The sequence below is a fragment of the Micromonospora sp. WMMA1363 genome (assembly GCF_030345795.1).
GTDB lineage: Bacteria > Actinomycetota > Actinomycetes > Mycobacteriales > Micromonosporaceae > Micromonospora.
Window position 1 is genome coordinate 3,662,610 of the sequence record NZ_JAUALB010000001.1, and the last position, 18,185, is coordinate 3,680,794.

22 protein-coding genes and 1 pseudogene are annotated in these 18,185 nt (G+C 72.5%); 8 read left to right on the forward strand and 15 right to left on the reverse strand.

All coding sequences use genetic code 11. The features are described from left to right. Positions 1-4: 4 nt before the first annotated feature. From rpsN to QTQ03_RS17000, 4 genes are read right to left on the reverse strand one after another with little or no spacing between them, the layout of a single operon-like run. Entirely contained in the window at positions 5-310 is a 306-nt protein-coding gene (gene rpsN / locus QTQ03_RS16985) for a 30S ribosomal protein S14 (protein ID WP_289278908.1), read from the reverse strand. After that, positions 310-477 carry a 50S ribosomal protein L33 gene (gene rpmG, locus QTQ03_RS16990; RefSeq protein WP_095565727.1) on the reverse strand — a complete coding sequence of 56 codons (168 nt, stop codon included), beginning with the start codon at positions 475-477 and terminating at the stop codon, positions 310-312. Before rpmG ends, rpsN begins: the two co-directional genes overlap by 1 nt. Beyond that, complete coding sequence (gene rpmB, locus QTQ03_RS16995) at positions 477-713, reverse strand: 50S ribosomal protein L28 (protein WP_289280868.1); 237 nt, start codon at positions 711-713, stop codon at positions 477-479. The genes rpmG and rpmB overlap by 1 nt, the downstream gene beginning before the upstream one ends. A gap of 57 nt (positions 714-770) precedes the next feature. Next, the gene (locus tag QTQ03_RS17000) at positions 771-929 is read right to left on the reverse strand and encodes a hypothetical protein (protein ID WP_289278909.1); all 159 of its coding nucleotides are present in this window, start codon (positions 927-929) and stop codon (positions 771-773) included. Positions 930-974: 45 nt separating this feature from the next. Here QTQ03_RS17000 and QTQ03_RS17005 point away from each other — a divergent pair. The 3 genes and pseudogenes from QTQ03_RS17005 to QTQ03_RS17015 all read left to right on the forward strand — a co-directional run bounded on the left by QTQ03_RS17005 (position 975) and on the right by QTQ03_RS17015 (position 2,923). Next, a pseudogene (locus tag QTQ03_RS17005) lies at positions 975-2,293 on the forward strand (CobW family GTP-binding protein). Beyond that, complete coding sequence (locus tag QTQ03_RS17010) at positions 2,283-2,543, forward strand: type B 50S ribosomal protein L31 (RefSeq protein WP_289278910.1); 261 nt, start codon at positions 2,283-2,285, stop codon at positions 2,541-2,543. The pseudogene QTQ03_RS17005 and the gene QTQ03_RS17010 overlap by 11 nt, the downstream one beginning before the upstream one ends. A 134-nt stretch (positions 2,544-2,677) precedes the next feature. Beyond that, entirely contained in the window at positions 2,678-2,923 is a 246-nt protein-coding gene (locus QTQ03_RS17015) for a transcriptional repressor (RefSeq protein ID WP_289278911.1), read from the forward strand. A 150-nt stretch (positions 2,924-3,073) separates the two neighbouring features. Here QTQ03_RS17015 and QTQ03_RS17020 read toward each other — a convergent pair whose 3' ends face one another. Together QTQ03_RS17020 and QTQ03_RS17025 are read right to left on the reverse strand one after the other, a co-directional pair. Further along, positions 3,074-3,466 carry a Fur family transcriptional regulator gene (locus QTQ03_RS17020; RefSeq protein ID WP_289280869.1) on the reverse strand — a complete coding sequence of 131 codons (393 nt, stop codon included), beginning with the start codon at positions 3,464-3,466 and terminating at the stop codon, positions 3,074-3,076. Between the two features lie 735 nt (positions 3,467-4,201). Next, on the reverse strand, positions 4,202-4,693 hold the full coding sequence (locus QTQ03_RS17025; protein ID WP_289278912.1) for an Lrp/AsnC family transcriptional regulator: 492 nt from the start codon (positions 4,691-4,693) through the stop codon (positions 4,202-4,204). Between the two features lie 139 nt (positions 4,694-4,832). Here QTQ03_RS17025 and hppD point away from each other — a divergent pair, with 139 nt between their 5' ends. The 3 genes from hppD (at position 4,833) to hisC (ending at position 8,319) form a co-directional block, all read left to right on the forward strand. Continuing rightward, positions 4,833-6,038, forward strand: coding sequence for a 4-hydroxyphenylpyruvate dioxygenase (gene hppD / locus QTQ03_RS17030; protein ID WP_289278913.1), 1,206 nt, complete (start codon positions 4,833-4,835; stop codon positions 6,036-6,038). A 290-nt stretch (positions 6,039-6,328) separates the two neighbouring features. Further along, on the forward strand, positions 6,329-7,219 hold the full coding sequence (locus QTQ03_RS17035) for an RDD family protein (RefSeq protein ID WP_289278914.1): 891 nt from the start codon (positions 6,329-6,331) through the stop codon (positions 7,217-7,219). Then, positions 7,216-8,319: a histidinol-phosphate transaminase gene (gene hisC, locus QTQ03_RS17040; protein WP_289278915.1), complete on the forward strand. Its 1,104-nt coding sequence runs from the start codon at positions 7,216-7,218 to the stop codon at positions 8,317-8,319. The genes QTQ03_RS17035 and hisC overlap by 4 nt, the downstream gene beginning before the upstream one ends. 151 nt (positions 8,320-8,470) lie before the next feature. Here the strand turns inward: hisC and QTQ03_RS17045 are convergent, their stop codons facing one another. The 5 genes from QTQ03_RS17045 to QTQ03_RS17065 all read right to left on the reverse strand — a co-directional run bounded on the left by QTQ03_RS17045 (position 8,471) and on the right by QTQ03_RS17065 (position 12,900). Beyond that, positions 8,471-9,727: an outer membrane protein assembly factor BamB family protein gene (locus tag QTQ03_RS17045; protein ID WP_289278916.1), complete on the reverse strand. Its 1,257-nt coding sequence runs from the start codon at positions 9,725-9,727 to the stop codon at positions 8,471-8,473. A gap of 72 nt (positions 9,728-9,799) precedes the next feature. After that, the gene (locus QTQ03_RS17050) at positions 9,800-10,267 is read right to left on the reverse strand and encodes an SRPBCC family protein (RefSeq protein ID WP_289278917.1); all 468 of its coding nucleotides are present in this window, start codon (positions 10,265-10,267) and stop codon (positions 9,800-9,802) included. Between the two features lie 102 nt (positions 10,268-10,369). Further along, a complete protein-coding gene (locus QTQ03_RS17055) occupies positions 10,370-10,579 on the reverse strand; it encodes a DUF397 domain-containing protein (protein ID WP_289278918.1) in 210 nt (69 codons plus the stop codon). 261 nt (positions 10,580-10,840) lie between these two features. After that, on the reverse strand, positions 10,841-12,040 hold the full coding sequence (fahA, locus tag QTQ03_RS17060; RefSeq protein WP_289278919.1) for a fumarylacetoacetase: 1,200 nt from the start codon (positions 12,038-12,040) through the stop codon (positions 10,841-10,843). Continuing rightward, positions 12,037-12,900 carry a hypothetical protein gene (locus tag QTQ03_RS17065; RefSeq protein WP_289278920.1) on the reverse strand — a complete coding sequence of 288 codons (864 nt, stop codon included), beginning with the start codon at positions 12,898-12,900 and terminating at the stop codon, positions 12,037-12,039. The genes fahA and QTQ03_RS17065 overlap by 4 nt, the downstream gene beginning before the upstream one ends. 81 nt (positions 12,901-12,981) lie before the next feature. On the opposite strand from QTQ03_RS17065, the gene QTQ03_RS17070 reads away from it, so the two are divergent. Then, complete coding sequence (locus QTQ03_RS17070; protein WP_289278921.1) at positions 12,982-14,148, forward strand: homogentisate 1,2-dioxygenase; 1,167 nt, start codon at positions 12,982-12,984, stop codon at positions 14,146-14,148. 68 nt (positions 14,149-14,216) lie between these two features. On the opposite strand, the gene QTQ03_RS17075 is transcribed toward QTQ03_RS17070, so the two are convergent. From QTQ03_RS17075 to QTQ03_RS17090, 4 genes are all read right to left on the reverse strand, one after another. Further along, complete coding sequence (locus QTQ03_RS17075; RefSeq protein ID WP_289278922.1) at positions 14,217-15,260, reverse strand: tetratricopeptide repeat protein; 1,044 nt, start codon at positions 15,258-15,260, stop codon at positions 14,217-14,219. 10 nt (positions 15,261-15,270) lie between these two features. Further along, entirely contained in the window at positions 15,271-15,753 is a 483-nt protein-coding gene (ispF, locus tag QTQ03_RS17080; protein ID WP_289278923.1) for a 2-C-methyl-D-erythritol 2,4-cyclodiphosphate synthase, read from the reverse strand. 107 nt (positions 15,754-15,860) lie between these two features. Beyond that, positions 15,861-16,556 (reverse strand): 2-C-methyl-D-erythritol 4-phosphate cytidylyltransferase, encoded by a 696-nt coding sequence (gene ispD, locus QTQ03_RS17085; RefSeq protein WP_289278924.1) that lies wholly within the window; start codon positions 16,554-16,556, stop codon positions 15,861-15,863. Between the two features lie 56 nt (positions 16,557-16,612). Beyond that, positions 16,613-17,098: a CarD family transcriptional regulator gene (locus tag QTQ03_RS17090; RefSeq protein WP_012015454.1), complete on the reverse strand. Its 486-nt coding sequence runs from the start codon at positions 17,096-17,098 to the stop codon at positions 16,613-16,615. 323 nt (positions 17,099-17,421) lie between these two features. Between QTQ03_RS17090 and QTQ03_RS17095 the strand changes: the two genes are divergently transcribed. After that, positions 17,422-18,108: a hypothetical protein gene (locus QTQ03_RS17095; protein ID WP_289278925.1), complete on the forward strand. Its 687-nt coding sequence runs from the start codon at positions 17,422-17,424 to the stop codon at positions 18,106-18,108. Positions 18,109-18,185: the final 77 nt, after the last annotated feature.

The window sequence follows — 18,185 nt, forward strand, 5'->3', positions numbered from 1 at the left end:
GACGTCACCACGACGCCTTGCGCACCCCGGGCATCTCGCCGCGCAGGGCCAGCTCGCGGAACCGGACCCGGGACAGCCCGAACCGGGTCAGCACCCCGCGCGGGCGACCGTCGATCTGGTCCCGCGACCGCAACCGCACCGGGCTCGAATCGCGCGGCAGCCGACCGAGCCGGCGCACCGCCTCGGCGCGTACGTCCGGATCGGTCTCCGGATGGGCGACCAGCCGCTTCAGCTCGGCCCGCGCCCGGGCGTGCCGGGCGACCAGTTCCGCGCGACGTGCCTGCCGGTTGACCAGGCTCTTCTTCGCCATCAGCGGGCCTCGCGGAACTCGACGTGTCGGCGCACGATCGGGTCGTACTTGCGCAGGACCAGCCGGTCGGGGTCGTTGCGGCGGTTCTTGCGGGTGACGTACGTGTAGCCGGTGCCGGCCGTGCTGCGCAGCCGCACGATCGGGCGGACGTCGGTCTGGCGGGCCATCAGAGCCTCACTCCCCTGGCGCGCAGCTCCGCGACGACCGCCTCGCTGCCCTTGCGGTCCACGGTCTTCAGCGCCTTGGCGGTCAGGGTGAGGCTGACCCACCGCCGCTCGGACGGCAGCCAGTAGCGGTGGTTCTGCAGGTTGGGATTCCAGCGGCGGCGAGTGCGCCGGTGGGAGTGGGACACGGCGTTGCCGAAGCTCGGCTTCGCGCCGGTGACGTCACAGCGTCGGGACACAGTGCTCGCTCCCTTGATCAGACTCACACGGTAACGACAACGGTTATCATTTCTACATCAGTCGTTCGGACACACCCGTTCCGGGTCGTCGACGATCTCCACCGAACAGCCGGCGCCGAGGCGGTATCCGATGCCGTGGCGGCAAGGGACGTCATCGGAGTGCAGGACCTCGACTCCGCGCGCCCGCACGCGACTGCTGGCTTCAGCACCTCGCATGTGCCTATAATGACAATCGTTTTCAAGTAAGTCGAGAGGAATCCGATGTCGTCGTCACCACAGGCCCCGACCCATGCCGTGACAGCCGACGCCGATACCCGTCCGTCGCTGACCGTGCTGTCCGGGTTCTGGCCAGCGGCGACCTTCGCCGTTGCCCGCGCACTGCTCGCCGCCGATGAGTCGCTCCTGCTGGTACGGCACGACCTCACCGGCATCCGGGACGGCGTCGTCCGCCGGGTGGTCCGCTCCGGCGCGGGCATTGTCGAGGACAAGAAGGTCGCGCTGCGGCACGGTTGCGTCTCCTGTACCCTGCGCGACGACGTACTACCCACCCTCGTCCGGTTCAGCCGCAGTCACCCTGGCCAAGACCTGGTGCTGATGCTGCCCGAGGTGGTGGAGCCGGAAGCGGTCGCTGCCGCCTGCGCCCATTGCTTCGTCGACGGCGCACCGATCACCGAGCTTCTCCGCATCGACTCCTATGTGACCGTCCTCGACACCGAACACTTGCTCGACGGTCTGGCCAGCACCGACGGCCTGGCAGCGCTCGGCATCCATGCCGCCGAGGACGACCATCGTGCGCTCGCCGACGTGGTGGTCCGGCAGATCGAGTACGCCGACACGCTGGTGCTCTGGGGACAGTCCCGGGAAGGCGAGTTCGACACCGGCAGGATGTCGATCCTGCTGCAGCGCATGGCACCCTGGGCGGCGCACATCCGCGTCGACGCCGACCGCGTCGACGCCGACGCGTTGACCCGCCAGCTACGCCACACCGATCGACACCGGCCCGAGACTCCCGGGGTGCTCGCCCGTGGTCTGCAGGGCTACACCCTCGGCACGCACGAGCCGGAGCCCGACTGCGGAGTTGTCTCCGCCGTCTTCCGGGCACGCCGCCCGTTCCACCCCCAGCGCCTGCACGACGTCCTCGAAGACGTCAACGCCGAGGTCATCCGCTCCCGGGGCCACCTGTGGTTGGCGAGTCAGCCTGACACCGTGGTGGCCTGGGAGTTCGCTGGCGGCGGGCTGGCGATGGGTTCTCTCGGGCACTGGTTGGTGAGCCTGCCCGAGGACCGCTGGGAGCACCTCGAGGACCAGCGCCGCCTCGCCGCCGCCCTGGACTGGGATCCCTACTACGGCGACCGGCACCAGCACCTGGTCTTCATCGGTCTCGACATCGATTCCGCCGAGCTGCACCGCAGCCTCGCAGGCTGCCTCCTCACCGACGCCGAACTCGCCGACGGCGAGGAGGTCTGGCGGACCTACCACGACCCGTTCGCCAACTGTTCCCCCTCACGGCCGACGAGCCGACCGACACCGACACCGACACCGACACCGACACCGAAGGAGCGCAACCGGATGAAGCCTGACGTCGACCCCGAGTACCGCCCCGTCGTCTACCGTGACAAGGGCGCCGACTTCGCCTTCCTCACCCGCTCCACCGCCACCAGCGACCAGACGATCGAGTGGACCGACGGCAACACCTACCCCGTCATCGACGTCCAGATCTCCTCCGCCAGCCACCCCTTCTGGACCGGCAAGCAGCGCCTGCTCGACACCGCCGGCCGGGTCGAGAAGTTCCGCCAGAAGTACGCCCACCGCGGACCCCAGGGCAGATGAGCACCGACGCGCCGGTCGACTGGACGGAGCCGGCGCCGCAGCTTGTCGGCGCCGCCCGGCTCCCCGCCTGCAGCACACACCTCGGCGTACGCCCGTAGTCCGCCAGGACCACTCCGCTCGTCCCGGACACGCAGTTGCCGGTCGTCGGTCTGACGTCCACCGCGCCGCGCCGCGCCGTCCTGGCGCTGCTGGCCGGACGTTCCCGCCCGCTCACCGCCCAAGAGGTACACGCCGGACTCACCAGCACGTTGCGGCACATCGGCCTGACCACCGTCTACCGCGCAGTGCACAGCCTCGCCGACGCCGGCTGCTGCACACCTTCGGCCCTGACGGCCAACGCGCCTGCCGCCACTGTGGTGCGGCACCACACCAGCGCCTGATCCGCAGCCGCTGTGAGGCGGTGACCGAGTGCCCGCCCGAGATCGTGACGAGCCGACCCAACGAGTGCGCCGGCACACCGGCTTCACCCCGCATCCGGACCGACTCGACCTCAGCGGGATCTGTGCGACCTGTGCCGACAGGTAACGTGATCAGCGGGAGCATTCGGCGCAGATGCCGAAGATCTCCAGGGTGTGACCCACGTCGGTGAAACCGTGCTGCGCGGCCAACTGGTCGGCCCACCGCTCGACGGCGGGCCCGGCGACCTCGACCGTGCGCCCGCACTCGCGGCAGACCAGATGGTGATGGTGTTTGTTCTGGCTGCACCGGCGGAACAGCTGCTCGCCGCCGGGCAGCCGGGTGGAGTCGACCTCGCCGGCCTCGAACAGCAGCTGCAACGTCCGGTACACGGTGGTGAGGCCGACGCGCGCCTTCCGGGCGAGCAGCATCTGGTGCAGCTGCTGCGCCGAATGGAACCCCTCGACCTCGCGCAGCAGTGCGAGCACCTCGCCACGCTGGCGGGTGTTGCGGGCCACGTTCGGCATCGGCCGGGTCACCGTGATCGCGTCCTCCTGTGCTGGCGGCCGTGGCCTGCGCGGCGCTTCCAATCTCACCCCTTACCTGCGATGGCCCCATTATGCGTCGCTGGGACCGATAACCTGCCTCGCCGTCCCCCCCGATGCCGCTACGCCGATCCGATCGGACGCGCGGCGGTGGGCTGCGGTGTCGCGACGGTGAGCCGGATCACGGTGGTCAAGGTCAGGCCCGCCACCCGCCAGACGAGTGGGTCCGAGCGCTCGCGCGGCGTCGGCAGTCACGGTGTCGAGACGTTCGGCCGCCGAGGCGGGTCGGGCGGGGCCGACGACGGCCGCCGCGAAGAGGACGAGCGCGATCGAGCGGCGATCAGGCCGCCCAATGCCTGGCAGGAGAAGACACAGCGTTCACCGACACCCCCGGCCTGCTCCTCGCCGTCATCGTCACCGCCGCCAGCGCCAGCGGATCGGCGTAGGGATTGTCCAGGCGAACCGATCTTTGCCGTCGTTCATGGACGCTGAGCCTGCCAGGGTCACCTCGCAACGGTCGCTGTGGGCACGGCGATTGCGGCGAATGCCTTCTCAGGGTGGAAGAGCTGCCCTGTTGCGAGGCAGTGGTGCGGGCAGCCGAGGAGCCGGGTGAACAGGTGCCGGAGCACTGCGTCTTGCAGACCTGCAGAGGCCGGGTAGCGGGCAGACATCCCGCGAACCGCGGCGGGTCGTTCGGGGACTCATTAGGTAACGGGGTCAGCTGGGTCGGGCCGCGGAGCGGACCAGGGGGAGGGTGCGGTAGGGGATCTGCTCGGCCAGGGCGATGATGGTGGAGGCGCGGCGGATGCCCCCGTAGGAGACGATCTGGTCGATCACCCGCTGGAGGTCGGCGTTCGACCGGGCCACGATGCGGCAGAGCAGGTCACCGGAGCCGGTGATGGTGTGCGCCTCCAACACCTCAGGGATCGCCGACAGGTGGGCGGTGACCGGGTCGTGGCCGTGCCGCTGGGTGATCTCCAGGGTGACGAAGCTGGTCACCCCGAACCCGATGGCGGCGGGCGAGACGTCCGGCCCGAACCCGCCGATCACCCCCCGCTCGACCAGTTTGTCCAGCCGGGCCTGCACCGTGCCCCGCGCCACCCCGAGGCGACGCGAGCACTCCAGCACGCCGATCCGGGGCTCCTCGACGAGCAACTCGATCAGCCTGGCGTCGAGCGTGTCGGGCTGTACATCCTGACCAGTGTTCACGGGATTCCACCCTACTACTTGCGCAACCTGACCAGCTTGATTCGCGACAGTTGCCCAATGAACCGCGCCCGACGATATTCGCGGGAACAGCACGACAGCGGCGGCCCACCCGGCCGGCCGGTACGCGAGGGAGGCCACCATGACCCAGGCGATCGACCGACCCCAGTCGACCGAGAAGGTAGACGTCGACCAGCTGGTCGGCGCCGTCGACCACGACATCAGCCGCGACCCGTTCCCGGTCAAGGGCCTCGACCACGTGCACTTCCTGGTCGGCAACGCCAAGCAGGCCGCGCACTACTACTCCACCGCGTTCGGCATGACCTGCGTGGCGTACCGGGGCCCCGAGCAGGGCAACCGGGACCACGCCCAGTACGTGCTGACCAGCGGCTCGGCCCGGTTCGTACTGACCGGCGCGGTCCGCCCGGACGCCGCGGGCGCCGAGCACGTGGCGAAGCACAGCGACGGCGTCTCCGACATCGCGCTGGAGGTGCCGGACGTCGACGCCGGGTATGCGCACGCGCTCACGCAGGGTGCGACCGGCCTGGTCGAGCCGCACGACGTCAGCGACGAGCACGGCACCGTCCGGATGGCCGCCATCGCCGCCTACGGCGACACCCGGCACACCCTGGTCGACCGGTCCCGCTACGCCGGCCCGTTCCTGCCGGGCTTCGTCACCCGCGGCCCGATCGTGGACCGACAGCCGATGATCGACGCCGGCGTCCAGCCGAAGCGGTTCTTCCAGGCGATCGACCACGTCGTGGGCAACGTCGAGCTCGGCCGGATGGACGAGTGGGTCGAGTTCTACCAGCGCGTCATGGGCTTCACCAACATGGCCGAGTTCGTCGGCGACGACATCGCCACGGACTACTCGGCGCTGATGAGCAAGGTCGTGGCCAGCGGCACCCGCAAGGTGAAGTTCCCGCTCAACGAGCCGGCCGTGGCCCGCAAGAAGTCGCAGATCGACGAGTACCTGGAGTTCTACCAGGGTCCGGGCGCCCAACACATCGCCGTGGCGACCAACGACATCCTGGCCAGCGTCGACGCGATGCGCGCGGCCGGCGTCGAGTTCCTGGACACGCCGGACTCGTACTACGACGACCCGGAGCTGCGGGCCCGCATCGGCGAGGTGCGGGTGCCGATCGAACAGCTGAAGGCCCGCAAGATCCTGGTCGATCGGGACGAGGACGGCTACCTGCTCCAGATCTTCACCAAGCCGGTGCAGGACCGCCCGACCGTCTTCTTCGAGTTGATCGAGCGACACGGTTCGCTCGGCTTCGGAAAGGGCAACTTCAAGGCGCTCTTCGAGGCCATCGAGCGAGAGCAGGAGAAGCGCGGCAACCTGTAACACTGTCGAGCGTGAGCCGACCCTCTGCCGAACGTGCCGCCGCCGGCCGGGCCTCCACCCACCGGCGGCGGGCGCACCGCACCCCGGTCCCGCGCCCCACGGATGTTCGATCCGGGCCGGCCGGCGGTGTGGTGGTGCAGTTCCTCGCCGGTTCCCTGGTGCCCGGCCTCAGCCACCCCGACGGGCCTGGCAGTTGTGGGACAAGCCCCGGCAACGGTGCCGCCACGACAGGTCCGCGGAAACGGTCGTCGCTAAGGTGTCCAGGTGAGCGAGCGCAACGAGGCGACGCCGTGAGCGTCGCGCCCGGCTGGTACGTCGATCCGGCTGACCCGCAGACGCGACGGTACTGGGACGGCGAAGGCTGGATCGGCGCGCCCATCCCGGTCGACGCCACGCCGCCGGAAGGCCCGCCGCCCGAGCCCGCCCCCGCACCGCCCGAGCCGGAACCGCCCGCCCGGCCCACCAGCCCGCCCGCGCCGTCCGGCGGCGCCGGCACGGCGCCGGGGTACGGCGTGCCGCCCGGTCCGCAGCCGGGTCAGCCCCACGGCCCGCCGACCGGCTGGCCGTACCAGACCTGGCCGGCCCGGCCGCCGGAACCCCGTCCACACGGGCTGCCGCTGGCCGGGTACGGGGCCCGCCTGGTGGCCCGCCTCATCGACGTCGCCGTCGTCTTCGCGCTCAACGCCGTCGTCAACGGCTGGTTCGTGTGGCGGTACGTCCAGGAGATGTCTCCGGCCCTGCACGAAATGTGGTCCCGGTTCATCAACCAGGAGCGCACCACCGAACCGCTGCCGGCCGCCGGCGAGCAGGCCGGCGGCCTGCAGATCGCCATCCTGCTGATCGCCACGGCGCTCTGGCTGGCGTACGAGGTGCCGTCGACGGCCTCACGCGGGCAGACCTTCGGCAAGCGGGTGCTGGGCTTGAAGGTACTGCCGGTGAGCGTCGACGCTCCGCTCGGCTTCGGCCGGGCCCTGCGCCGCTGGAACACGCTCGGCCTGCCGACCCTGCTCTGGTTCTGCTGTATCGGCTTCGTGCTACAGCTCATCGACGCGGTCTCGCCGCTCTTCGACCATCCGCTCCGGCAGGCGCTGCACGACAAGCGGGCGCAGACCGTGGTGGTTCAGCTCCCCCGTACCGCCGCACCGAACGACCCCCCCACATCCCCGGGAGACACCCCATGAGCGACACCGGACGTCACCAGGCGGCGCTGCGGCTGACCCGCGCCGACCTGGCCGCGCTGCCCAACTACGTACCTGGCCGGAGCCCGGCCGACCTGGCCCGGGAGTTGGGCCTGCCCGAGGCGGTCAAGCTGGCCAGCAACGAGGTGCCGTACGGTCCACTGCCCGGCGTGGTGGAGGCGGTCGCGGACGCCGTCGCCGGGGTGCACCGCTACCCGGACATGGGGGTGGTGGCGCTGCGCCAGGCGCTGGCCGAGCGGTACGCGGTCCCCCCGGAGCGGATCGCCACCGGCTGCGGGTCGGTGGCCCTGGCCGAGCACCTGGTGCGAGCCACCTGCCTGCCCGGCGACGAACTGCTCTACGCGTGGCGCTCTTTCGAGGCGTACCCGATCATCGCGGCGACCAGCGGCGCGACCAGCGTGCGCGTCCCCAACGCCGCGGGGCACGGGCACGACCTGCCGGCGATGGCCGCCGCCGTGACCGACCGGACCCGGCTGATCCTCGTCTGCAACCCGAACAACCCGACCGGCACGGCGGTCCGCCGGGCCGAGCTGGACCGTTTCCTCGACGCCGTGCCGGACGACGTGCTGGTGGTCATCGACGAGGCGTACCGGGAGTTCGTCACCGATCCGACGGTGCCGGACGGCCTCACCTACGCCGACCGGCCGAACGTGGCGGTGCTCCGGACGTTCTCCAAGGCGTGGGGCCTGGCCGGCCTGCGGATCGGGTTCCTGGTCGCCCAGCCGGAGGTGGCGGCAGCCGTCCGCAAGGTCGTCACACCGTTCTCCACCAGCATCGCCGCGCAGGCCGGCGCGCTCGCGGCGCTCGCCCAGGCCGACGAGGTGCGGCGGCGCTGCGCCCTGGTGGTGGCTGAGCGGGACCGGGTCACCGAGGCACTACGCAAGCTCGTGCCAACCGTCCCGGACAGCCAGGCGAACTTCGTCTGGCTGCCGCTCGGTGACGGGGCCCTGGCCTTCGGCCAGGCCTGCGAGTCGAAGGGTGTGATCGTGCGGCCGTTCCCCGGCGACGGGGTCCGGGTCACCATCGGCACCCCGGCCGAGAACGACGCCTTCCTCGCGGCGGCCGAACCGGCACTCGCCTGATTCGTCCCGGCCGCCACGCCACTCGCCGAAGGACCGGGCCGGTCCACCATCCCCCAGCGGACCGGCCCGGATGCGGTCCGGCGACCGGCATCGGCGGGCACCACCAACCGAATGGCGAAATGCCCGTTTTGTTCCAGTATAGAACGTCCGGTCAGGTCGCGGCGACCAGCACCGGCTCGGAGGTGAAGAAGTAGCGCTGGTCGTCCGCCTCGGGATCCACCGGCTCGCGGAGCCGCTCCACCGCCAGGTAACCGTCCACCGCGTACGCGGCCCCCGGTGCCCACCCCGTCCCGTCCGCACCGACCGTGAGCGTGAACGAGGAACGCCGCGCCCCGGTGACCGGGTCCAGCGTCACCAGGTAGTTGTCACCGGACACGAGATGCACCCGGTCCGGCTCCACGGCGAGCACCCGGGCGGTGCCCAGACCCGCCCGGCGCCACCGCTCGGCGCCCGTCCGCGCGTCGCGGCCCACGAGCGCGCCGCCGTCGGTCCCGACCGCGGTTTCCCCGGCGAGCGCGCTGTTTGGCTGGTCCAGAACCGGCGCCGCGGACGGCTCCCCGTCGCCGAGGAGCCAGCCCCGGCCCGGGTCGTCGCCGGTCCCCGTGACCGTCCGGAGGCCGGCGCAGCCGGACCGGCCGGTACGGCAGCCCAGCGGCGTGGCGACCAACGCGTCGCCCGCACCCGGCGGACGCCACCGGATCTCCACCGTGCCGGTGTCCGCGTCCCGGAACTCGACCGTCGCCGGACCATCGCACACGTCGACGCTCACCAACCGGCCCGCCACAGTGGTGCCGATCGACTCGTGGCAGCCAGCACCGACCCCGGCACGCCACCGGAGCCGCCCATCGGTCAGGTCCACGGCGGCGAGCCCGTCGCCGCCGGCGACCACCACCACCGCCCCGTCGCCGGCCGTCGGCGCGACGAAGAGGCCCTCGGGGCTCCACACCGTCGCCGCTCCGGTCCGCCGCGCGGTGACCGTCCGGGCCGGCACCGGCCCCTCGGTCTGCCAGGCGACCCGACCGGTCCGGGCGTCGACCGCCACGAGCAGGCCGTCCGACCAGCGGGTCACCACGACCGGCCCGCTCGCCACCACGCCGGCCAGTTCGGCCGGCCAGCGGCGGTACGACCAGTACGGGGTGGTCCGGTATCGAAGGTCCAGCGACCGGTCGGCGTAGACCTGACGCTGCGCCGCGTACACCCGCAGCCGACCGTCGACGACCAGCGGGGCCACCGGCAGCCGGGAGACCACACCCGGCGCCGGACTCGGCGCCGTCGGATACGGACTCCGGGCGGGCGTGCTCACCTCGGCCGGGGCGAACACCCGCCAGACCGTGGCCGCGACCGCAACCGTGGCCAGCAGGACCACCACCACCAGCAGCAGAGACCGTCGGCCCCCGGGGAACCCCATGCGCACCTCCGACCGGCACCCTACCCAGCGCGGCGCGCCCCGCCACTGTCAGGTTGCCGGACCGGTCGGCGGTCAGGCGGCCTCGGCGTTGGTGCGGGTAGCGGCCGCGAGGGCGGCGAGATCCCGCCGCAGGGCGCCTTCGACCGCCCGGGCAGCCAGCCCACCGAGGAGAAGTGCGACGACCCGGCCGGAGGGCGCGGTGGGTATCGCCTCCTGGGTGACCGTCACCATCGTGCACCCGCGGCCACGCCGCCGGACCGGACGCAGCGTCCAGGTGACCGTGTAGTCCACACCCGCGCCGGGTGAACCGAGCACCAGCCGGCGCGGCGGCTCCGCTGCGACCACGACGAACTCCTCGGTCAGTGCGGACCCGTCGGGTCGGGAGCGGACCTCCCGCCAGGCGGTGCCAGGGCCGAAGCCGCCCGGAGTGAGCACCTCGAGGCCGCGGGTGGCACGGGCGCGCACGGTCAGGTCGGTGAGTAGCCGCCAGACGTCCACGGCGTGCGCCTCGATGGAACGGGTTACCGCCACGCTCGACATGCCACCTCCCGTGGCATCGACGGTACGCCGAGTGAACGCCGAACGGGGCCTCCCGAGGAAAATACCGCCCTGGAAGGCCCCTCCCGGCGCGGCCGGCGGCGGTCAGGAACGGAGCCGATCCACCTGGATCGCCCGCAGGAACGCCGTCCACTCCACGGGGCTGACCGCGAGCGTCGGGCCGGACCGGTCCTTCGAGTCACGTACCGCCACCACCCCGAGCACGTCGACCAGGTTGTCGGCAACCTCAACGCACAGTCCTTGGTCGTTGGAGCGGCTGCTGGTACGCCAGACCGCGCCCGCGAGATCGTTCATCCTCACCCTCCTGTCGATGGACGCCCGCCGACAGCCGGGTCGGGAACCGACGAGGAGGAGGCCCGGCCCGGCGCGGCACGGCGACGGAATCCGGGTCGATCAAACGCGGGCGGCGCGGCCCCGGATCGGACGATCTGTGCGACGGCACACGTCACCCGCCCGACACGCGGCACGGGCGATACGGCAGGACGATCGGACCCACCACGTCCGGTCGCCGCACGCGGCCGGCCGTGGGAGCCGGGGTCCGGTGGACGGGTCGCGTCAGCGAGCCGGGAGGATGGTGCCGGTCACCTCACCGAGGGCGATGGTCGTGCCGTCCGGACCGGGCGCGGTGGCGGTGAGCGTCACCGTGTCGCCGTCCTCGAGGAAGGTGCGGGTGTCCCCGCCACCCACCTTCACGGGCTCGGCGCCGCCCCAGGTCAGCTCGAGGAACGAGCCGACCTGGGACCGCTGCGGACCGGACACGGTGCCCGAGGCGTACAGGTCGCCGGTGCGCAGCGACGCCCCGTTGACGGTGAGGTGGGCCAGTTGCTGGGCCGGCGTCCAGTACATCGTGGCGAACGGCGGCTCGCTCACCCGCTCACCGTTCCACTCCACGGCCAGCCGCAGGTCGAGACCGAGGCGCGGCACGTCGCGCAGGTAGTCGGCGACGGGCGGGTCCTGCTCCGGTGCGGGGACGAACGCCGCACCGAGCGCCTCCAGCGGGGTCACCCAGGCCGAGACCGAGGTGGCGAAGGACTTACCCAGGAACGGGCCGAGCGGCTGGTACTCCCAGGCCTGGATGTCCCGGGCGGACCAGTCGTTGACCAGCACCACCCCGAACACGTGGTCGGCGAAGTCGCCGGCGGCGACCCGGCTGCCCAGCGGGCTGGGCACCCCCACCACGAAGCCGACCTCCGCCTCGATGTCGAGGCGGGTCGACGGGCCGGTGACCGGGCCCTGCGGGGTGGCCCGCTGCCCCTGCGGTCGCACCACCGGCGTCCCGGAGACGACGACCGTGCCGGCCCGGCCGTGGTACCCGATCGGCAGGTGCTTCCAGTTCGGCAGCAACGGCGGCTGGCCGGGGCGGAAGATCTGGCCCACGTTCGCGGCGTGGTGTTCGGAGGAGTAGAAGTCGACGTAGTCGGCCACCTCGAACGGCAGCAGCAGCTCGACCTCGGCCAGCGGCACGAGCAGCGGCTCGACCGCCGCCCGATGGGTGGAGTCGGTGAGCAGCTCGGTGATCCGCTGCCGGACCGCCGTCCACTGCGGACGGCCGAGCGCCAGGAACTCGTTCAGCCGGGCCCGGCCCAACGACCCGGCGGCGAGCACCAGGCCGGCCGCCTCCGCGGTGCCCAGGTCCAGCACGGATCGGCCGATACGGACACCCACCCGCGGGTCGCGGCCGGCGTGGCGGAACACCCCGTACGGCAGGTTGTGCACCCCGTACGGGGAACCGTTGGCACCAGTCACCCAGGTCATGCGTCGACGCCCCCGTTCACCAGCCCCAGCCGGATCAGATCGGTCAGTGGTTCCAGGATGCTGCACGAGCCGTACCCGACCCACAGCGGACGCGCCTCGTCCAGGCCGGCCTCGATCAGTTGGAGCAGCGGCCGGGGGTCGGTGGCGGCCAGCAGCTCGGTGACCCGTGCCGCCCCGGCGCCCCTGGCGGCGGCGAGCGCCGCCGCCAGCACGTTGGCGAAGCCGTGGTGCGTGAAGCCGGTCTCCGACTCCAGGTGGCGGACGGCCTGATGCAGCCCGGCGGTCAACTTGAACGGCAGCCCGCGGTCCCGGCACGCGCAGACCACCGCGGCCAGTTCGGCGGACGTTGGGAACAGTTCGGCGGCGAGCCCGCCAGTGCGGAACTTGACCGCGACCGGCAGCCCGTCCGCCCGGGCGTCCGTGACCGTGTCGAGGGCCTCCATCAGGCCGAAGGTGAGCGGAATCTCCGCGTACACGGCCGCGCCGTCCAACTGCTGGGCCAGCTTCAGCAGCCCGGTCAGGCCTGGACGCGGGTCCTCGCCGCGTTTGGCCACGGCCACCTCGACCTGCCGGGCGGTGACGCCGGCCGGCAGTGCCGCCAGGGCGGCGGGCAGGCCGTCGAGTCCGGTGTCGCCGACAACCCCGATCACGAGGCCCTCCGCCGGATCGACCAGCGGGTGCAGCTCGCGGCCGGTCAACGCGGACGCGGGCACCAGCAGCGGGCCGACCAGATCGGCATACCAGGAGGTGCGGTGGCGCCGGTGCGCGGCGACGGCGGCGGGCACCGGCGCGCTGCCGGGCGGGAAGACCGCGGCGTCGTCGACGAGGCCGGTCAGGAGCCGGGGCAGCTGCGTTGACACGAGACAACAATGTACGCGACGCTACAAGGAGCGGACAACTATGTCCGATAATCGGACGCATTCGGGAATCCGGGAGGCGAGATGCCGTACTACCGCCGCATGGGCGAGGTGCCGCGCAAGCGCCACACCCAGTTCCGTCAGCCGGACGGAACCCTCTACGCCGAGGAGCTGATGGGCCAGGAGGGCTTCTCCTCCGACTCCTCCCTGCTCTACCACCGGTACCCACCCACCGCGATCGTGGCGGCCGAGGAGTTCACCCCGCCCGCGTTCACCCGCGCGCCGAACCTCCCGCTCAAGCCCCGGCACCTACGGACCCACAAGCTGGACACCGCCGGCGCCGACCCGGTGCTCGGCCGCCGGTACCTGCTCGCCAACGACGACGTCCGGATCGCGTACGTGCAGGCCGACCGGCCATCCCCACTGTTCCGCGACGCCACCGGCGACCACTGCCTCTACGTCGAGTCCGGCACCCTGCGCGTCGAGTCCACGTTCGGCGTGCTCGACTCGGTCGCCGGCGACTACGTTCTCATTCCGACCTCGACGATCCACCGGCTCGTGCCAACCGGCGCGGAGCCGGTCCGGCTGCTCGCCATCGAGGCCGCCGGCCACATCGGCCCACCGAAGCGCTACCTGTCGGTGCGGGGGCAGTTCCTGGAGCACGCGCCGTACTGCGAACGGGACGTCCGCGGACCGGACGCGCCGCTGCTGGTCGACGGGACCGACGTCGACGTGCTGGTCCGGCACCGTCGCGGGTGGACGACGTACCGCTACGCCAACCACCCGTTCGACGTGGTCGGCTGGGACGGGCACATGTACCCGTGGGCCTTCTCGATCCACGACTTCGAGCCGATCACCGGCCGGATCCACCAGCCACCACCGGTGCACCAGACGTTCCAGGGCCCGAACTTCGTGATCTGCTCGTTCGTACCGCGCAAGGTGGACTACCACCCGGACGCGATCCCGGTGCCGTACAACCACCACAACGTCGACTCCGACGAGATGCTCTTCTACACCGGCGGCAACTACGAGGCGCGGCGCGGTTCCGGCATCGCGCAGGGATCGATATCGCTACACCCCGCCGGCTTCACACACGGGCCGCAGCCCGGCGCCGCCGAACAGTCGATCGGCGTCGACTTCTTCGACGAGCTGGCCGTCATGGTCGACACCTTCCGCCCGCTGGACCTGTGCGACGCGACGACCGCCTGCGAGGACGACGCCTACGCCTGGACCTGGGCGCGCCGGGCATAGTCACCACCGGAGCGCACCGCCGCCTCGCCCACGCCGGCTGTCGCCGGAGCGGTCACCTCGGGCCCGGGTCAGGCGCCCGGCCCGGGTCCGGCCGTCGAACGGGTGAGGACGGTGAGTTCGGCGACGGTCGCCACGGCGATCGCCAGGACCAGCGGCCACGGCGAGCCGACCAGAGCGTAGAGCAGGATCAGCACCGGCGCGGCGGCAGCCGCGTACACGGCCAGGGCGAGAGCGCGGTCGGAGCGCAGCAGGCTCGGCAGGATCGTCCGGGCCAGGCCAGGCAGCTTCGCGGCGTACCGCCAGACCACCAGTGCGCCGCCAAGGGCCGCGAACACCGCCGCCACCCGGGACGTCCCGCCACTGCCCACGGCGACGCAGGCGAGCAGCACGGCCGTGACCATGGACCAACCGGCCCCGAAGACGACGAGCTGACGCAGGCCGACGGAGATCGTCCGACCGGAGTCGATTCGGCCTGAACTCATCGCGGCCGCCTCGGCCAGGTGTTCCAGCGCCTCGCTCCACCGCCGCTGCTCCAACCGCAGTACGCCGATGTCGTGCCGCGCCTCGGCCAACCGCGGATCGAGCCGCAGCGCCTCGGCGTAGGCCCGCTCAGCCAGGTCGTACATCTGCATGTTCGCCGCGACCAGGCCGAGCACGAGGTGCGCCTCCGGCTCCTCGGGAGCCAGCTGCACCCCGCGCCACGCCGCGTTCAGCGCCGGCTGGCCGTTGCGGGAGCCGGCCAGGATCGCGGCGGCGCTGCGCTGGGCGTACGCGTCGTCCGGCCCGACCGCGAGGAGCCGGTCGGCGGTGCGGGCCGCCGCCGCGTACTCCGCCAGGTCGGCCAGCGCCAGCGCCCGGGCGACCAGTGCGGGGACCAGGTCGGGGGCGGCCGCCACGGCACCGTCGGCGGCGGTGAGCGCGTCGGCGGGCCGGCCGGCGGCGAGGTGCACCCGGGACAGCGCGGTCAGCACCGCCGGGTTGGCGGGTTCGAGCGCGACCGCGAAGCCCAGCTCGGCGGCGGCCTCGTCGTACCGGCCCAACTCGGCGAGCAGCTGGGCCCGCTGGAGGTAGCCGTCGGCGGCGGAACGGTCGGAGGTCGCGTCGCTGGACATCGCGGCGAGCCTAAGCGGCCGGAGCCTCGTACACCAGAGCCACCGCGATGCCGGTCAGACCCTCCCCGCGGCCGGCGAAGCCGAGTCCGTCGGTGGTGGCGGCGGAGAGGCTGACCGGGGCACCGACCGCGGCCGACAGCACCCGCTGCGCCTCCTCCCGACGCGGTCCAATCTTGGGACGGTCCCCGATCACCTGCACCGACACGTTGCCGATCCCGAACCCGGCCGCCCGCACCCGGCGGGCGCTCTCGGTGAGCAGAGCCACACCGGACGCACCCGCCCACTCCGGCTGCCCCACGCCGAAGTTCGAACCGAGGTCGCCGAGGCCGGCGGCGGCGAGCAGCGCGTTGCAGGCGGCGTGCGAAGCGACGTCGGCGTCCGAGTGCCCGGCCAGGCCGTCCTGGCCGGGCCAGTGCAGGCCGGCCACCCAGCAGGGCCGGCCGGCCTCGAAGGCGTGCACGTCCGTGCCGATGGCCACCCGCGGAACGATCATGGACCCGAGCGTACGCGAGCCGGTCGGCACCGCGCGACCTGCGCAGATCGGAAACGTTCAGCCGACGGAGGGGCCGATTTCCGCGCCGATCCCGTGGGCGGCCAGCGTCACGCGCCGGTGGCCAGCAGGTGCTCGGCCAGCGCCAGGTCGAACGGACGAGTGATCTTCAACGCATGCTCCGAGCCGGGCACGCACGCCACCGGCACCCCGAGCTTCTCGACCAGCCCCGCGTCGTCGGTGAGCGGGTCGGCGGCAGCGGCGTGCGCGGCGGCCAGCACCGCCCGACGGAAACCCTGCGGGGTCTGCACCGCCCGCAGGGCGGCGCGGTCGACGGTGCCGAGCACGATTTCGCCGGCACCGACCTGCTTGATGGTGTCGACCACCGGCAGCACGGGAATGACCGCGTCCCGCCCGGCGCGGACCGCCGCCGCGACGGACTCCACCAACTCGGGCGGGGTCAGCGCCCGGGCGGCGTCGTGCACCAGGATGATCTCCGGGCCGGCGGGCACCGCGGCGAGCGCGGCGGCGACCGACGCCTGCCGCTCGGCACCGCCGGGCACGACGGTCACCGGGGCCACCGGGGCCAGCAGCTCGCGTACCGCCGCCACCTCTGCCGGCGGGGCGGCCACCACGACGGTACGCACCGACACGGCGCCGGCGAGCCGGCGGACCGCGTGCACCAGCAGCGGCTCGCCGCCCAGCGGGCGCAGCGCCTTCGGCCGGCCGGGACCGAGACGTACCCCCGCACCCGCGGCAGGCACGAGGACCGCGACGTCACCGCGCGGATTGAGCTGCGCGGTCACGTCGCGGTCCTCGGTGGTTTCTTCGCTACGAATCGGGTACGACGATGGGGTGCGGATCAGGCCTCGGTCAGCACCTTGTCGAGCAATGTCTCCGCCTCGTCCTTGGTGCTCTTCTCAGCCAGCGCGACCTCGCCGACGAGAATGTCGCGGGCCTTGGCGAGCATGCGCTTCTCGCCCGCGGACAGCCCCCGCTCCCGCTCCCGGCGCCACAGGTCACGGACGACCTCGGCCACCTTCAGCGGGTTGCCGGAGGCCAGCTTCTCCAGATTCGCCTTGTAACGCCGCGACCAGTTGGTCGGCTCCTCGGTGTGCGGAGCCCGAAGAACGTCGAAGACCTTTCCGAGGCCCTCCTCGCCGACCACCTCGCGCACACCCACGATCTCGGCGTTCTCAGCGGGCACCCGGACCGTGAGGTCACCCTGCGCGACCCTCAGGACGAGGTACTGCTTCTCCTCGCCTTTGATGACCCGAGTCTCGATTGCCTCGATGAGTGCGGCCCCGTGGTGGGGGTAAACAACGGTCTCGCCGACACTGAAAACCATAGGTTCGAAACCCCTTTCGCTGTGTCTAGGGTAACACGCTCAGACACCGATGTCTCACCGCTGTCCTGACCGTTGGCGCAGCTCAGGGGCCCTGTGAGAGGTATTTCTTCGGCTTGACAGGCCGCCAGACCGAAGAATCGAACACGCTCCGTGACGATCAAGTGACGTCCCGGTACGGGTGATGGCAACCCGGGATCAAGGGCGTTGCGCTCGCACTCATGGTATCCCGCGGCGCGGGTACGCGCCCAGATGTGGCGGGAGGAGGTCCGGTGCGGGACGCTGGAAGGAGCCGCCGGCTCGCCGGCACAACTCCAGGGGGTCCGATGGGCAAGCCCGACGCAGACGACCCCGGACTGCCCGACCTGCCGCCGGAGTGGGGCCGGGTGGTCGTGCCGGACGACGCCTCCGCACTGGCCGGCGAGGCCGCGCGGATCCGCCGGGAGCTGCGCGGATCCGCGCACGACGCCACCCCCCGGGCCGTGCCGCCGCTCGCGATGCCACTGCTGGTGCTCCTGGTCGCCGTGGTCACCGCCGTGACCGGTCTGGTCGCGGTCACCTGGTCTCGCTCCAGCCGCCCCACGCCGCAGTCGACGCCGGCCCCATACGCGCCACCGCCCGGACTGACCGGACGGCCAGTCCCGGCGCTCGACCTGGTCGACGACGGGCAACCGGTGCCGCTGCGCGGACTGGTGCCGGCGGTCATCGTCCTGGTCGACGGGTGCGCGTGCGCGCAGGAGATGGCCGGCACCGCCGCCGTCGCGCCGCCCGGCGTCACGGTGATCACCATCGACGCCGATCCGGCGGTCCACGTCCCGCCCCCACCCGCCGGGACGACCGTCCGCGCGCTCGCCGATCCGGCCGACGCGCTGCGCACCTTCCTCCGGCTGCCGGCGCGGGCCGGGATCGCCACCGCGCTGCTGGTGGACGCCTCCGGGACGCTGGTGAAGGTGGTACCCGAGGTCCGCTCGACCGACGACTACCAGCCCGAGCTGGCCCGGCTGGCCGGCTGACCCGCGTCACGGCAGCACGGCCCAGCTCCACCGCCACCCGTGGGCGACCGCCCGCGCCGTCCCGGGCCCGGCGCGGC